At 43.1% G+C, this 16,450-nt stretch carries 14 protein-coding genes and 3 tRNA genes; 15 read left to right on the forward strand and 2 right to left on the reverse strand.

Translation table 11 applies throughout. The annotated features are described in order from the left end of the window. Position 1 precedes the first annotated feature (1 nt). The 11 genes from ACJMKR_RS02630 to speB all read left to right on the forward strand — a co-directional run bounded on the left by ACJMKR_RS02630 (position 2) and on the right by speB (position 11,012). A tRNA-Val gene (locus ACJMKR_RS02630) sits at positions 2-77 on the forward strand. Between the two features lie 68 nt (positions 78-145). Beyond that, positions 146-222 (forward strand) — tRNA-Asp (locus tag ACJMKR_RS02635). A 27-nt stretch (positions 223-249) separates the two neighbouring features. After that, entirely contained in the window at positions 250-2,118 is a 1,869-nt protein-coding gene (locus ACJMKR_RS02640) for a SurA N-terminal domain-containing protein (RefSeq protein WP_423063653.1), read from the forward strand. 265 nt (positions 2,119-2,383) lie between these two features. Next, positions 2,384-3,922: a transposase gene (locus ACJMKR_RS02645; RefSeq protein ID WP_423062352.1), complete on the forward strand. Its 1,539-nt coding sequence runs from the start codon at positions 2,384-2,386 to the stop codon at positions 3,920-3,922. Positions 3,923-4,035: 113 nt separating this feature from the next. Continuing rightward, positions 4,036-5,235 (forward strand): multidrug effflux MFS transporter, encoded by a 1,200-nt coding sequence (locus tag ACJMKR_RS02650; protein WP_423063654.1) that lies wholly within the window; start codon positions 4,036-4,038, stop codon positions 5,233-5,235. A gap of 31 nt (positions 5,236-5,266) precedes the next feature. Continuing rightward, the gene (locus tag ACJMKR_RS02655) at positions 5,267-5,728 is read left to right on the forward strand and encodes an EVE domain-containing protein (RefSeq protein ID WP_423063655.1); all 462 of its coding nucleotides are present in this window, start codon (positions 5,267-5,269) and stop codon (positions 5,726-5,728) included. A 78-nt stretch (positions 5,729-5,806) separates the two neighbouring features. Then, positions 5,807-5,882: transfer RNA gene (locus ACJMKR_RS02660), tRNA-Lys, on the forward strand. Between the two features lie 495 nt (positions 5,883-6,377). Then, complete coding sequence (locus ACJMKR_RS02665) at positions 6,378-7,655, forward strand: hypothetical protein (RefSeq protein WP_423063656.1); 1,278 nt, start codon at positions 6,378-6,380, stop codon at positions 7,653-7,655. A 176-nt stretch (positions 7,656-7,831) separates the two neighbouring features. Continuing rightward, positions 7,832-9,049 carry a type III PLP-dependent enzyme gene (locus ACJMKR_RS02670; RefSeq protein ID WP_423063657.1) on the forward strand — a complete coding sequence of 406 codons (1,218 nt, stop codon included), beginning with the start codon at positions 7,832-7,834 and terminating at the stop codon, positions 9,047-9,049. A gap of 20 nt (positions 9,050-9,069) precedes the next feature. Further along, a complete protein-coding gene (locus ACJMKR_RS02675) occupies positions 9,070-10,125 on the forward strand; it encodes a 1,9-bis(guanidino)-5-aza-nonane synthase (RefSeq protein ID WP_423063658.1) in 1,056 nt (351 codons plus the stop codon). Further along, positions 10,125-11,012, forward strand: a complete 888-nt coding sequence (gene speB, locus ACJMKR_RS02680) for an agmatinase (protein ID WP_423063659.1) — start codon at positions 10,125-10,127, stop codon at positions 11,010-11,012. Before ACJMKR_RS02675 ends, speB begins: the two co-directional genes overlap by 1 nt. A 175-nt stretch (positions 11,013-11,187) precedes the next feature. Here speB and ACJMKR_RS02685 read toward each other — a convergent pair whose 3' ends face one another. Next, a complete protein-coding gene (locus ACJMKR_RS02685; RefSeq protein ID WP_423063660.1) occupies positions 11,188-11,487 on the reverse strand; it encodes a hypothetical protein in 300 nt (99 codons plus the stop codon). Positions 11,488-12,492: 1,005 nt separating this feature from the next. On the opposite strand from ACJMKR_RS02685, the gene ACJMKR_RS02690 reads away from it, so the two are divergent. From ACJMKR_RS02690 to ACJMKR_RS02705, 4 genes are read left to right on the forward strand one after another with little or no spacing between them, the layout of a single operon-like run. Next, positions 12,493-13,629, forward strand: coding sequence for an ABC transporter permease (locus ACJMKR_RS02690; RefSeq protein ID WP_423063661.1), 1,137 nt, complete (start codon positions 12,493-12,495; stop codon positions 13,627-13,629). Continuing rightward, complete coding sequence (locus ACJMKR_RS02695) at positions 13,629-14,429, forward strand: ABC transporter ATP-binding protein (RefSeq protein WP_423063662.1); 801 nt, start codon at positions 13,629-13,631, stop codon at positions 14,427-14,429. Before ACJMKR_RS02690 ends, ACJMKR_RS02695 begins: the two co-directional genes overlap by 1 nt. Continuing rightward, entirely contained in the window at positions 14,419-15,345 is a 927-nt protein-coding gene (locus tag ACJMKR_RS02700) for an MlaD family protein (RefSeq protein WP_423063663.1), read from the forward strand. The genes ACJMKR_RS02695 and ACJMKR_RS02700 overlap by 11 nt, the downstream gene beginning before the upstream one ends. Continuing rightward, a complete protein-coding gene (locus ACJMKR_RS02705; protein ID WP_423063664.1) occupies positions 15,342-15,950 on the forward strand; it encodes an ABC-type transport auxiliary lipoprotein family protein in 609 nt (202 codons plus the stop codon). The genes ACJMKR_RS02700 and ACJMKR_RS02705 overlap by 4 nt, the downstream gene beginning before the upstream one ends. Positions 15,951-15,975: 25 nt before the next feature. Here the strand turns inward: ACJMKR_RS02705 and ACJMKR_RS02710 are convergent, their stop codons facing one another. Next, the gene (locus ACJMKR_RS02710) at positions 15,976-16,392 is read right to left on the reverse strand and encodes a hypothetical protein (RefSeq protein WP_423063665.1); all 417 of its coding nucleotides are present in this window, start codon (positions 16,390-16,392) and stop codon (positions 15,976-15,978) included. Positions 16,393-16,450 lie beyond the last annotated feature (58 nt).

Genomic DNA, 16,450 nt, shown 5'->3' on the forward strand with positions numbered 1-16,450 from the left:
TGGGTGCTTAGCTCAGCTGGGAGAGCGTCGCCCTTACAAGGCGAATGTCGGGGGTTCGATCCCCTCAGCACCCACCATTTTTTGTGAGCAGCGTGGCTATGTGGTAGCATTCAGTGTCGTGCAGGCCAAACTTCACAAAAAACGAGGAGTGGTAGTTCAGTTGGTTAGAATACCGGCCTGTCACGCCGGGGGTCGCGGGTTCAAGTCCCGTCCACTCCGCCATCTACTGACGGATGACGAATTAGTTTTATGCTGCAAAGCTTACATGAACATATTAAAGGTTGGATCGCTGGTATTATTATCGGCGCTGTCTCGCTTTCCTTCGTATTATGGGGTGTGCAATATTACCTTCAACAAGGTCAGGCTGGAGGCGGTACAGTCGCTAAAGTCGATGGGGAAAAGATCACGGAAAACGAGTTAACCCTTTCCTACCAACGGGCACAACGGCAATTTACTGAGCACACCGGCACACCACCAACGTCCAGTCAAAGTAAGCAGCTCAAGCAGCTTGTGTTGCAAAATTTGATTTTGAATAACGTATTGTTGTTATCAGCAAAAGATGCGGGATTTCGTGTCAGTTCAAATCAAGTTAATGAATTTATCATGAGTATTCCGAGCTTCAGTGAAAATGGGCAATTTTCACCGCAGCGTTACCAACAGCTTTTATATGCAAATTCTTTGACCCCTAATCAGTTTGCTAAACAAACGAGTAACCTTTTAGTTGTCAATCAAGTTGAAGCGGGCATTGAAGACAGCGCGTTTGTGTTGCCTCAGGAAGCAAAAGCGGGTTATGACTTGCTTCACCAAAAACGTGACTTCGGTTATTTTGTAGTGCCGAGTTCGAAGTACAAAGATACCGTGAAAGTCACAGCAGATGCGATTGCAAACTATTATCAGCAACACAAGAGTGCGTTTAAAACACCTGAAAAAGTTAGCATTGCTTATATCAGACTTTCACCAACAGACATTGCTAAAAGAGCAAAAGTTACAGACGCTGATGTAAAACAGTATTATCAAAATAACTTAGATAATTACCGAATCCCGCAGCGTTGGACAATACAACGAATTTTTCTTTCAATTCCAAGTGACGTAACGCCGCAGCAGGTTTCTATCGCGCAGCAAAAGGCACAGCAATTATCGGAACGTATAAAAAAAGGCACTAGTTTTCAGGCTCTATTTAAAGAGCAGGAAGGCATCACACAAACGGTGAGCCAGACTGAGGTGTCTTCGCAAATGTCACAAGTCTTATCGTTAATGCAGCCAGGGCAGGTGTCACAACCGTTTAGAACGCCAAAAGGCATGAACATCGTGCGTTTAGTATCAACGGTGCCTGCGAAAACAAAACCATTTAATGCAGTGAAAGCGCAAATTGAGAAAGTATTAGTCCAGCAAAAAAAAAATACTATTTTGAATAAGGAAAACGACCAATTGTCGAACATTACCTACACAAATCCAACAACGTTGGCGCCGGCTGCACAGGCTTTAAATGTGAAGCTGCAAACGTCGACACCGTTCACTCGCCAGGGCGAAAAGAGCGGGATCATTTCTCATCCAAATGTGGTTGCTGCCGCGTTCAGTGATGATGTGTTGCAGGATGGTAATAATAGCAATCCTATCGAATTAAAAGATGGCAGCATTGTTGTTTTGAGGGTCAGGCAGCATTTACCGAGTCGCATACCTCCATTAAAAGAGGTATCCGCGCAAATTAAACAGCAGATGACGCAACAATTAGCAGAGGCAAAGGCAGCGCTTGTGGCAGGCGATATTCAAACGGCTTTAAATGATGGCAAAAGTGCATCGGCTATAGCGAATCAATATCATCTGATTTGGCAGGCAAAAACAGCAGTGATGCGAAATGATAAAGCTATTTCACCAACTATTTTATCGACCGCATTTGGGTTATCGATGCAAATGGGCCGTTCAGCAGGAACGGCTGTGTTAGAAAATGGCGACTCTGTGGTGATACAGATTCATTCTATTAATAATGCTAACTTCGATAAAGCCTCATCAAAACAGCAGCAACAATTGATCGATGACATGACCAAACATATGGGCGAATTAGATTATCAAACCTATGTGAAAAGCGCTCATGATGATGCAAAAATAAAAATTATCTAATAGGGCTTCTTTTAAAAAAAGCTTCCCATACAATATTAATTGTCATCAGAAAGACGGCTGCGATAAAGATGGGCTTAATCAATCGTGATCCTTCCCGCATTACAAAATGCGCTCCGATATAGGCGCCGACCATTTGGCCGATTCCCATAAATTGGACTTTGGATAAATTTATAAAAATAATTAAAAATTGCTTGACATAGAAACCGAAAAAAAATTTTACGTTGTAAACAACGTTTGTTCGAAAAAATAAAATAAGGAACAAACGATGTTAGCGACAGAAAAACTAAAACAATTCCGTACATTCCTCTACAACATCTTCCCCGCGCGACGCGATGCCAATATGAATTTACTCGATGCCCTTTCAAGCCATGGCCATCGCTGCAAAACACCCATAGAATTATGTGAATCGCCATACTTTGAACGTGAATACAGTAGTATTACCGATGCGATTAGCGATGGTTTGTCGGTAGCAAATTGTTGGGATAGCATGATGAAAATACAATATGAACATGTGAGTCATAGCGATGACCGTGTGATCATTATTGCGGATACGACACCACAGTCGCGTCAAAGTGCACACTGTGTTGAAGATCGCCATGTGGTTTACAGCCCTAATCCAGCACCGGGTAACAAACCGATTACCATTGGACATGAATATTCAACGGTATCACTATTGCCCAATGATGGTGCAGCTCAAGAAAAGCATTGGTTAGTTCCACTGGATACGAGGCGCGTTAAAAGCGATGAAAAAGGCAATGTAGTTGGGATGCAGCAAATTAACCGTTGTATTGCAGACTTAGCGCTTACTCATAAATTGGTGGTTAGCGTGGCTGATTCAAAATATGGTACAGAAGCTTGCCGTAAACTGGTTAGCGAAAATCCCAATTGGGTACATCTTTTCCGTTTTAACAGTACCCGTAATGTTTTCGCGCCCGCATCAATAGAAGATAATACCTCAGGAAGTATAAAACGCTATGGTGATGCGATGAAACTAAACGACAGCACGACTCACCGTGAATCCGATGAGATTGTGCAGCAACCCATTACAACCCGCAGTGGCAAAACTTACCAATTGGAGATTAAAATATGGCGTGACCAATTACTGCGTGGTTCAAAGCAATTTAAAGGATATGAGCATCCTGTTACTGTTGTGCAATTGGTTGCGGTTGATGCTAACGGTAAATCTTTATATAAAAATCCACTCTGGTTAGGACTCGCTGGTGAACGACGTAATGAAATCACAGCATTAGAAGCGTATCACTATTACGATAGACGCTATGACATTGAACACTACTTTCGTTTTGGTAAAGACAAACTGTTATTTGACCGATACCAAACACCGGATGTTAAGCACGAAGAAGATTGGTGGCGGATGACAGCATTAGCGTATACGCAACTTTATCTAGCGAGGAATCTTGCCCCGATTTTACCGAAAAAATGGGAGCGGTATTTGCCGAGCTTCCAAGTGGATAACGAAAAACCATCAATAACTGCGACCCCTTCACAAACGCAACGGGGTTTTTCTACGGTGCTTGATACCGTTGGCACGCCTGCTAATCTCTGCAAACCACGCGGTAATCCGCAAGGCAGAACCAAAGGTGATACGCAGGGGAAACGCACGCGACATCCTGCTATTTTCAAAAATAGCAACTCAAAAATTAAAACGATTCAGAGGACTGAAGAAAAGACGCAAAACTCAGACCCTGAAAAAATAGAGGATTTGATTGGGATAGTAAAATCATGGTTGGATAAAATAAATTTTACACCTGAGCAATTCTACGAATTGCTGCAAAAAACAGCTTAAGATTTAGAAACTCACATTTTTTGATTATTGTCCTAACTGGCAAGGGATTTTATTTATCCAAAGTCCAATTGATAGACTGGGCTGTGTTAAGAGAATAGGGTAGAATCTGCGACATGAAGCACTCTCCAACCGTATCCCGCTGGACATTATTTTTTATTATTTTTTATTTGGCAGTGCCGCAAATCGCGCTGGATTTGTATTTGCCATCTATTCCCAGCATGGTTCAAGCGCTGCATGCTACAGCCTCGCAGGTGCAGCTCACGATTGCGATGTATTTAATTGCGATTGCGGTGTCGCAATTTTTTTATGGCTCGCTCTCGGATAGTTTTGGTCGCAAGCCAATGCTCATCATCGGTGGCAGCATTTTTGTGATCGGTAGTATTCTTTGTGTTTCGGCGCAATCGATTCATCTTTTATTATGGGGTCGTCTTGTTCAAGGCATGGGTTTTGGTTGTGGGGCTTCGTTGAGCCGCGCGATTTTAAGAGACGTAATTCACGATAAAAAAACGATCGCCAAAGTGGTTTCGATGCAGTCGATGGCGTGGTCGTCGGTGCCACTTATTGCGCCACTTTTTGGTGGTTATATTGAGCATTGGTTTCATTGGCGTGTGAATTTTATGGTGCTGTTGGCATTGGGCGTGCTGATGCTTTTAATCACGTTGATTAAATATAAAGAAACACGGCTGCCTGAAACCCGCAATCCATTTCATCCTATTAAGTTGTTGAAGACTTATCAGTTTTTGCTTAGGCAGCGTAAGTTAGTAGGATACATACTCATCATTGCTTTGCAATACGGAGCGATCATGACGGTTTTACAGATGGCACCTTTTATCTTCCAAACGGAGTTAGGTTATTCCGCCTATATTTATGGCTGGTTGATTTTGGTGGTGGGCATGGGTAGCTTGATTGGTGCATTGGCCAATAAAACGATTAGTCAGTATTTTGATTTACAAAAAATAATTCTTTACTCTTTGATAGTCGCTGTGGCAATGACGATTTTAATGAATGGATTGGCGATTAAATGGTTCAATGCATGGGTTATTATTGCACCTATTTTCGTGCTTCGAATTGCTGGTGGTTTTACATACTCTAACTGCATTGCCGAAGGTCTTGCCGAAGTGCCCGAGCATAGTGGTAGCATTAGTGCGCTTTACGGTATTGTTATTTCAAGCGGTGCTGCCATAATTACTGCTATCGTTGCGCATTTTCCACAATATAAGCAGTGGACTTTAACGAGCAGTGTGTTCGTTGAAATGAGTTTGGCGTTAGGTGTCTTTTTGATAATATTCTTTTGGCGCAAGAAAGAAGCGTGATGATAGTTAAAACGGATATTCTGAGGTTTTTATGAATTATTGGTTATTAAAATCGGAGCCCACTTCATATAACATTGATCATCTCCAGCAAGAGAAAAATAAAACTACTGGCTGGGACGGCGTGCGAAATTATCAAGCACGTAATTTTATGCGCGATGCTATGAAAGAAGGGGATCTCGCTTTTTTCTATCATTCGAATTGTAAAGAGCCGGGGATAGCAGGCATTGTTGAAGTCGTCGGTCAAGCGCATCCTGATTTAACGGCTTTAGATCCAGAGGATCATCATTATGATCCTAAAAGTACGCGCGAGGATCCTCGGTGGGTAATGGTGGATGTGAAGTTTAAACAAAAATTTAAACACGTCATTTCATTGCAAGCATTGAGGGAAAATCCACGTTTAAAAGATTTGTTAATTCTTCGAAAAGGAAATCGTTTGTCGATCACACCCGTTACTAAAAAAGATTGGGAAGCGGTCATCGCAATGGCAGAGTAATTATCTGTGTGTTATGGTAGGGAGTTTTTGTTAGAGTTGTTAGCTCAGGGATGTCTGATAAATCTAAGGTTATTTTTAGGGCTGTTAGCTCAGTTGGTAGAGCAGTGGACTCTTAATCCATGGGTCCAGGGTTCGAGTCCCTGACGGCCCACCACTTAATCGCTTGTTGGAAATGACTGACCAAGCACCCATTCATGGTGACAAGGCCGGCCCGCACATCCTGTGTGCGGGCGCTCGCCGGGGAAAAGCCTTTGGCTTTTCCGTAAAATCCGGCTCGCCCCTGACGGCCCACCAACTTCTAATTACGGAGTCATGTTATTCCGAGCAACGCGAGGAACCCCTTTATTCAAAGCTCACTAGTATAAACAATGGATTCGGGTATCGTACAATCTTAGGGTCGTTAGGTTTTTATCCCCACCCTATAGGTGCGGCTTTAATCCTTTATTAATTATTAGTTGCTAGGCTAAATCTACTTGAAACTGCTCACGAAGTTTCTGGCTAATCTTAAGGGCAGCTCTAAAAATTGTTTTTAATCCATCAAAGATTTTTTCGATTTCAATTGCTTAACTCATACGAGAGGAAGTTTTTGTTTTCTGGCGGTGCTCTTAAGATCTAATCCTGTGTACCCTAAAAATTAAAGGAATCATATATGCGAAATAATAGCGATTCTAACGCCTCGCCTCAACACACTGAAAATCTAATACTTTTCGATCTTGAGTCCGATTCTAAATCAAGAAAATTGATGCAAGCTTTACTCGAAGCTAATAAGCAAGAGGATGTTTGTGAACCTGAGTTTAAATCTAGATTGGGGGAAGTATATAAAGAAGCAAAAGACGAGCTTCTAAACTTAGAAAACTTATCGGAAGAGTGTAAACCACAAATTGATAGATGCCTCGCATTAATGAGACGTAGCTCACGAGGAGCAAAGGTAATAGAAGACCAAGTAAAAAATATTTTCAGTTTGCCTAATGAAGTAGAAAAAATAACCCTTCGACATGAACTAGATAGGAGCTTTACCGTAATATATCTTGGTTTTTTGGTACTTCCTGTCTATTGTAACGATATACTATCTAAACTAGGAAGCCCCTATTTAAATTCGAACAAGCAACCATTTACTCTTGAAATTAACGAGATAACATCACCTGTTCCAACACTAGATGGAAATTTGCAGAGTGCACAACAAAATTTTCGTTCATATCAGACTCTGGTTGATGTTGATGATGATAAATTTGAGTTTTTTGATACAGATGATAGCTTTTCAGATGATAGCTTTTCAGATGATAGCTTTTCAGATGATCGCTTTTCAGATGGGTTGCTGTATAATGATCAAGTTAGCCGAGGAAGCGGAACCACCGAGCCATCTATAAACCATTTTCCTCATCTCAACGCCCCACAAAATACGTTTTGCAATAATGTAATTAATTGCTATCAAGAATTCATTGATAACAAAATCGAAGAAAATGGGAGAAGTATAAATAATATTTTGGAACGTCTTGGCAGGGGCTGTACCTCTGAACCTTACGTAAAATCGGATACTCTTCTAAAAAATAAAAACAAAAAATATGAAGAATTCAAGACAACACCCAAGGTATCGCGTGATAATAAGACCGTAACACTACAATTTACTTCAATAGTTGAGGCAATCGAATACCTCGAAGGGCTTAAGCAAAAGCATCCTGGTATGGCATTTTCTGCGAAGGGTTCTAACCAAAATGACTCTAACCAATTTGAATGGCAGTATAAAGGAGACAATGGACAGCTTCACGAATCAAATTCATGTTCTAGCGCAGCTTCCTTGAGCCCGGAAGAATCACGACCATCTAGCAGTAATCAATTTGGTGTTTTTGGCAACACAACTAGGAGCTGCCCTCGGCCCCCCAATGTGGATGATTCTAATGGTAGCAGATCCAGATGTGTCATCTCCTAGATGATGAGTCCAGCAATGCTAGAGATTCTGTATACTCGCCCCAGGCTTGCCTCGTCTGCTGCCAGGGCTTAGAAGCCTAGGGGCGGGAAAACAGACAGAGATTGCCTACATTAAACTTAATAAAAATTATGTACATTTGGGTTTAAGTTTTATAATATTGGCGCCTTAATTAATTTGTGGTAGGGGAGTGGACAGTGGAAACTATCGCTTCTATTGCAAACAGCAGGCCAGTACAGCCTGTCTTCGCATTTAGACCAGCTACGCTTCTGCGAGCAGCCAGTTACTTTCGCAACCGCTTTGGCGGTCGCGTGTTGTACGCGGTCAAAACCAATCCGGAAAAGCATATCATCCAAGCTATATTTCAGAGCGGGATTAATGCTTTCGAGATTGCTTCATTATATGAAGTTCAGACCGTTAAAAAATATGCTCCTGAAGCAGAGCTCTTTTTCATGCATCCGGTGAAATCACCGCATGCTATTCGGGAAGGCTATTTCAAGTACGGCGTGCGACATTTTGCATTGGATTCGCTCGATGAGCTCGAAAAAATTATTGAGCACACTGAAAATGCTAAAGACCTAACCTTGCATTTGCGCTTGGCGATGCCAAACACCTTTGCAGAGTTTAACTTGGCTGAAAAATTTGGTGTGAACTTGCAAGAAGCGCCTGCGCTATTGAATGAAGTGCGTAAGGTCGCGCGCCAACTCGGCGTCACCTTTCACGTCGGTTCGCAATGCATGCATCCGGATGCGTATCGTATCGCTATGCGCATGGCGGCTAAGGTGATTGGCGAAGCAGGTGTGGATGTTGAATACTTTAATGTCGGTGGTGGTTTTCCGTCGATTTATCCCGGTATGATTCCACCTGCGTTGGAAGAGTATTTTGTCGCGATCGACGAAGAAATCGCCGCAATAAAAAGCGATTACCCCCATCTCACTTTTTTGTGTGAACCGGGTCGTGCGTTAGTGGCCGAGAGTACTTCCATCATCGTCAATGTGGAGTTGCGTAAGGACGACACACTCTATATCAATGATGGCACTTATGGCAGCTTGTTTGATGCGGGCATTCCGCACTTTATTTTTCCGGTGCATTTATTGCGATCGAATACACAAGATGTAGATGCGGAAGAAAAAACCAGTTTGACGCCGTTTAGCTTTTACGGACCTACCTGTGATTCATTGGATTATATGAAGGGACCGTTTTATTTACCAAACGATGTGAGAAACGGTGATTACATTGAAATTGGACAAATAGGCGCTTATGGTCGAACGTTGTCGACGGAGTTCAATGGTTTTCGGCAAAGCGAGGGTGTGGTCTTGGTATCGGATCAACCTTTGATGACACTGTATGAGGGTGATTGTATTACGCACGAGCCGCTTGAAGTCATAGCGGCGTAATCGACATCCGGGAGTTAGAAATGAAAGAGGAAACAGTTGAAAAATCCTTGAAGCAAGCATTATTGCAAAAAACAGTTGAACACGTTGACATCACCACGTTTGATGCGCGTCCCATCATCGATGCGATGGATAAAATGTCGTTTACCTCGCGTGAGCTAGCGCGGGCGACTCAAATTTTTAATCAAATGTTGCAAGACGAAAACTGTAGCATCATTTTGTCGGTTGCAGGTTCAACGGCTGCGGCGGGCTGTATGAAATTATATGCGGATTTAATTCGTTATAATATGGTTGATGCTATCGTTTCAACCGGTGCGAATATTGTCGATATGGATTTTTTTGAAGCGTTGGGTTTTCGTCATTATCAAGGCAGTCAATTTGTCGATGATCGTCAAATGCGTGATTTATACATTGATCGGATCTACGATACTTACATCGATGAAGAAGATTTACAGCAGTGTGACCATACCATTTTTGAGATTGCAAACAGCTTAGCACCACGCGCATACAGTTCGCGTGAATTTATTGCGGCGATGGGTGCGTATCTCGCTAATGGCCATGCGAAAAAACAAAATTCGTTAGTGCAATTGGCTTACGAGCACGATGTCCCTGTTTTTTGTCCGGCATTTACAGACTCTTCTGCTGGTTTTGGGTTGGTACTTCATCAAGTTAAAAATCCTGAGAGCCACATCGCTATCGATTCTATTAAAGATTTTCATGAATTGACGCAATTAAAAATCGATGCCGGAACAACAGGATTATTAATGATTGGTGGTGGCGTGCCTAAAAACTTTGTGCAGGACACAGTCGTTTGTGCTGAAGTATTGGGTCGTGAAGTGGAAATGCATAAATACGCTATTCAAATTACCGTCGCGGACGTGCGTGATGGTGCATGCTCGAGCTCAACGCTTAAAGAAGCGTGTTCTTGGGGTAAGGTCGATGTTGCTTATGAGCACATGGTGTATGCAGAAGCTACATCGGTGTTGCCGTTATTGGCGAGCGATGCGTATCATCGCGGTTATTGGAAAAACCGTACGCGCCGACACTATGCCAAATTATTTTCAAAGAGTGATTCCTAATGCAATGCATGTCTCCAGAGCAAGGGTTTTTAGGCTTAGAGCCTAAAGATGCTGTGAATTATTCCGATGCAAAAGCCGTCATCATTCCTTTTGGCTTGGAGGCAACGGTGAGCTATGGCGGTGGAACTGCTAAAGGTCCTGCCGCAATGATTAAAGCCTCCCACGAAGTGGAGTTGTTCGACGAGCAGTTATGGTGCGAGCCTTTTCGTCAAATCGGTGTGGTGACGCTCGAAGAGCCCAAAATTTCTAGCCAGATTGAAGTTGCGTTGGATCAGTTAGAATCGCTCGTTGAGCGTGTGTTGGCTGACGGCAAGTTTCCGATGACATTCGGTGGTGAGCATTCGATTACGGCTGCGACCATTCGCCCCTTTTTGAAAAAATATCCAAATCTCGCGATTCTACATTTTGATGCACACGCGGATTTACGTGACGGCTTCGAAGGCGAGCATTATTCACACGCCTCAGCGCTCCGGCGTTGTTTAGATGATGATAATGTCGAATTGGTTTCATGTGGTATTCGGAATATTTCGGCGGAAGAAATTCCGTTTTTGGAAGATAATCGGGATCGCATTCATATTTATTGGGGTAAAGATAAAAAGCGTTGGAATATCGATGAGATTGTGAGTCACCTCAAAGATCGCCCTGTTTATCTCACCTTTGATGTCGATGGGTTCGATGCGAGTTTAATGCCCGCCACGGGCACACCCGAGCCGGGCGGGTTATTTTGGGAAGATGTTTTAGACATCATGACCGCAGCGAGTAAGGTTAGCACCATCGTGGGTGCCGATGTTAATGAGCTCGCACCCGTTTCCCATTTGCATAGCTGTGATTTTCTCGCGGCGAAGTTGGCCTATAAAATTTTGTCTTTAGCTTTCGCCCGCGGTTGAATCAGGTTATCGGCCTGAATTCATCGGCCTTAGCCTTAAAATGAATTTTCTATACATTATTATTAGGGTTTATCAATGCGGCCGCTGGTGATTCATCGTCAGCAATCGCTGGGTTACGATTGCGGTTAAACCATTCTAGAAATTGATTGAGTAACGCATTTCTACTTGGTGGTGTTTAGCCATTGTCGCGTAAATATTCTCTGAATGCGTGCGGGAATTCGCGTGAGAAGCAGAAAAATGTTCCTACCAGGACGCCGGTGCCAATAATTCCCAAAATGGCGACTTCGGGTTTTCGACAGGCATTTCGAAAGAAGGGAAGAAAACATATGAGATTGAGTGCATTGATATTTTCTAGAAAATCTTGGTTCACATTTTCAAATTCATTGGTTGCGGCACAGGCGATGAAGTAAGCTAAGATGCCGAATATAAACAGTAATCCGAATACATTCCCGGTTCTTCGAAATGCAGCACGCATGTTTTTTTCTCTGTTATTTTGTTTTGAGGCTTGTAAGTAAACTTACAAGCCTCGAGGGTGATTGGTGTTTAACTTATCATACACTATTTGATGGAGATAGATATCCTGATGATTGAGGCGCATTGTCCAAAGCTGGATCTTGTGGGGTTTCTTTTCTAGGTGAGTGCAGCGGGCTACCAATATTTTGTAGTTGAGCTATTTGCGATGGCTGAGAAGTTCCATCAGTAGGTGGCCTATCGCCGTTGGGATTTTCGGCGCCTACTATTGGAGCCGACGGGGTAACGCCGTTTGGATATTGTCCTTGATAACTACTACCATCAACGGGAGGAATATTCTCTTCAAGTGGCTCATAATTATTAGGATCAGGATTTGGCTGTCCTTGTGACCATTGGAAAGCAGCCCTCGCTCCCTCACCGAGCAAGGCTGCCTGTTGTCAAACTCACAGTTGCAATAAAACCTGCAACATTTGTGGTAAATGAATTTTTACACATCTCTCGGGCGAAGTAACATAGCATGTTGTAAGTAGCTAATGCCTCTTGAGTGTTTTCGCTTGGGTCATCGAGCGCCCTCGATAACTTTGTAAAGCCCATGATTGTATATCCTATTGCGGCTGGTATTAGAAAAGCTGCAGCAACTCTTCCTGCTCTACTCATCATCCTCTCCTTTTTATTTTAATTTAAAGTAAGTTTATTACTTTTCAGAAAACATACCTCCTCGATTATCGAGAAATTTTGTAGGAATTCAAGTAAAAAATATAATAAATTTTTAGTAAGTGATGAATCGATAATTATTTTTTCAATATTTTATTTTTCTTAATTTTTTTTAAGGTTTTTGTTAATTTAAGTGTCAGTTGGAATTTTTATTTTTTGCGGTTACTGTTTTGCGGGCGTCAATACCAGGATGGGAATAAGCAGCTTGGGATGGCGACTCCCGAAAAATTGAAATTTCTCGTTCCTTCGCTATTCCTAGTTTTCTTGCTTATTAAATGGCAAAATAGACATCAGTATGGACACGAAAAAAAAAGCATCTGATGCGAAGATAGCGCTCTCTGAAGACAAAACTCACTTGCACTTGTCAGGCAACTGGACAATAGCAGGGATCACCGCCGTTGCGCCGACGATTCAAACGCTTGTGAAGAAAGCGGGTCAAGACGTCACGATTGACGGCAGTGCGATTGCCATCATGGACAGCGCCGGTGCGCTCCTCATCGAAAACATCATCGTAAACTTTAAAAAACTGGGTAAGCAGGCCACCGTATCGGGCATCAGTGAGCGATTTCAATCGTTACTGAAATTGGTTACCGATGAAATTGACCTAGTTCGTAACCCACCACCGCCACCCGAAACACCCAGCCTGTTGTATACCATTGGCGAAAAATCGTACTTCAAATGGCGTGTCGTGTATGAGTTTATGGAATTTGTGGGAGAAATGTTTATCGGTATCGTGCGCAGTATCAGGCAGCCATCACGCTTTCAATGGCGTTTAATTTTGCGTTTTATTGATGACACGGGGTATCGTGCATTGCCAATTGTGGCACTCTTAACTTTTTTAGTCGGTATTGTTTTGACCTACCAAATTGCAGTGCAATTGTCGGAATATAACGCGGATATTTTTATTGTTGATCTAACGGGAATGGTGATTTTGCGCGAATTTGGGCCACTGATTACGGCGATCATTGCGGCAGGACGGACGAGCACCTCGTTTACCGCACAAATTGGCACCATGAAAATCAATGAAGAAATTGACGCCTTGAACACGATGGGTGTATCACCGATTGAGCGCTTGGTCATGCCAAAAGTTTTGGGGCTGGTCATTGCCTTGCCGCTATTGACGGTGTGGGCTGATATTTTTGGTGTGCTCGGTAGCATGGTTATGTCAAAGGCGCAACTGGGTATCAGCTATTACTCCTTTCTTGAGCGGTTTCAGCATTCGGTTGCGGTGAAGGATTACATTGTGGGCTTGGTGAAGGCGCCGGTGTTTGCGTTGATTATTGCTGCCGTCGGATGTTTTCAGGGATTTCAGGTGTCGGGCACCGCAGACGATGTGGGTAGAAAGACGACACAAAGTGCGGTGCAGTCCATTTTTTTAATTATTATCGCCGATGCCTTATTCTCGATTTTATTTAGTTGGCGGGGAGTTTGATGACAAATCGATCGGATGCGGAGAAGGTCATCGAAATTAAATCGCTCAGGAATTATTTGGGCGGTCGCTGGGTGCATAATGGTTTAAATTTGGACGTTCGCAAAGGTGAAATCGTTGCGGTCATCGGGCCGAGTGGTTGCGGCAAGACCACCTTGTTGCGCAGTATTTTAATGCTCTTAAAGCCAACATCTGGCACAATTAAGGTGTTTGGGACGAATGTCGTGACTTGCTCGGAGGCGCAAGCCTTACGCGTGCAGCGACGGTGGGGGGTGATGTTTCAGAGTTCTGCGTTGTTTAGTTCATTGCAGGTTCTCGAAAATGTCATGTTTCCGATTGGTGAGTACACGAGATTGAAAAAATCAACGCAAAAGGAATTGGCGTTGCTCAAAATTGCATTAACAGGATTGGAGCTGGATGCAGCACCAAAATATCCGGCTGAGCTCAGCGGTGGGATGAAAAAACGCGCCGCATTAGCGCGCGCCATTGCGCTAGATCCTGAAATTGTTTTTTTAGATGAGCCAACATCAGGGCTTGATCCAAAAGGTGCAGGCGACATGGATGAATTAATTTTACACTTGAGAGATAGCCTTGGATTAACATTTTTTATGATTACCCATGATCTTGATTCGTTATGGCGAGTGCCCGATCGCGTTGTGTTTTTAGGAGAAGGAAAGGTGTTGGCGGCATTGCCAATGACAGAATTAGTGAAACAAACGCATCCGCTCATTAAGAATTATTTTAGTGGTGTTCGTGCGTTTGAACGGGCTATCGAAACCTTAGGAACCCAGGATGGACAGTAAAGTAAATTATACCATCGTTGGATTATTCGTCATTTTATTGGGCGCGACACTGGTCGTGCTGATCTTCTGGCTCACTTCGCTCAAGCATCGTGAAGTTTACGACGTTTATATTGTGTATATGCATGAAGAAGTGTCGGGATTGAGCGTGCAAAGTCCCGTTCGATATAACGGTGTGAAAGTGGGTTACGTGCAATCGATTCAATTAAATCCGAAAGATCCTCAGCAAGTGATGTTAGTGCTGAAAATTCAAGAAGGCACACCGATCACCACGAGTACGATTGCAACATTAATGGCAGAAGGTATTACGGGATTGGATTATATCGGCTTAAAAGCATTAACGGCGGAAGCGCCACCTCTTGAAGCAAAGCCCGGTGAAAAATATCCGGTGATTCCTTCAGAACCTTCCTTGTTATTAAAATTAAGCACGGCCTTGCAAGAGGTGACAAAAACTGTTGGTGATTTGAGTGCTAACATCAGTAAAGTTTTTGATGAAAAAAATCGTGAGGCCATTCGTCAAAGCTTGGCCAATACAGCAAAAATTACGAGCACGATCGCGCAAAATTCAAAAAATATTGATGCCATTATGGTCTCAACGAAAAAATTATTGACTAATAGCGCACAAGCCAGCAAAGATTTGCCGGACATCATGAAACAATTAAAAGCGACGTTGGCGTCGGTGAAGGCAGTTGCAAATAAATTAAATAATGCTGGCAGTAGCGTTGTCGTGACGATGCGCGATACACGAACGGCGGTGCAAAATGTGTCTCAGCAATTAGTCCCAAGCACGCAACAATTACTAACACAGTTGAATGATGTGGCAGGCAACCTGCAACAATTAAGTGCGGAATTACAGCATAATCCTTCGATCTTGGTGCGTGGTAAATATCCATCGCCACCCGGCCCAGGGGAAAAATGATGGTAAAAGTTTTTAAATGTTTAGCGATCATTTTTGTGGCTATTGTGTTAACGGCGTGTGGACCTATTGCCACCAAACCGATGAATAGCTATACCCTCAGCAGCCTAAGACAATCTCTCAGGGCCTCACACCCGAGAACGAAATTAACATTACTGGTGTCGAATCCGATTGCAGCGCCAGGTTATCAAACGTCTGCCATGATTTATATGGAGACGCCGTTTGAACTGGAATCATTTGCAGATAATCGCTGGGTAGCACCGCCCGCTCAAATGTTATTGCCGATGTTTGTGCGTGCTCTGCGCAACACCAGTTATTTTTATGCAGTTGTGTCGCCACCATTTTCGGGGATTACGAATCTTCGATTAGATACGGAGTTAATTAAGCTTCAGCAAGAATTTTTATTGCCCACCAGTCGCGTTCGTTTGGTGGTGCAAGCTTCACTCATCAGCAATGTCACCAATCATGTTGTGGCAAGTCGACAGTTTGAAGTGGTAGTTCCCACATCTGAAAATAATCCCTACGGCGGTGTGCTGGCTGCCAATAGAGCCGCAGCACTTATCAGCCGAGAAATTGCACAGTTTGCTGTGCGATTTTCTCGACGGTAGGCGTTTTAGCCTTTTTATGGGCTCATCAATGGCTTTCTGTGCTGATTACAAACGTGCATTCGTCTAATTTATATTTTGGTGTGCCGCAAATATAAATATTGTGTTTATTGACGAATGTCCAAACTTTTAAATTGAGATTATCCTCATTAAATGGATGATCCACGTTTGATATTAAAGCAACCCATTGACCATCGCTGCCTTTGTAGACACAAGCGATGCGTTTTTGTGTGGGTGAATAAATAGCGCCACCAAAATTTTTGGACTCGACCGTGACTTTAGTATCCGTTGGTTTTACAGATTTCCAACCGGGCGTGTCATTTGAAGTCCAATAGCCTTCACTATCTTGATGTAAATTGCTAGGACACTGACCAGCAAAGCTGGCGGCGGTGGTGAAGCTTAATCCAACACCCAAACATAAAGCTGTAATAATGGAAGTTTTCATAGGATTATACTCCGTTAAAGAAGTATAGCATATGGTAACCAAACCAATTTGCCGCTAT

Source organism: Candidiatus Paracoxiella cheracis (assembly GCF_049348705.1).
GTDB classification, from domain to species: Bacteria; Pseudomonadota; Gammaproteobacteria; order Coxiellales; family Coxiellaceae; genus Paracoxiella; species Paracoxiella cheracis.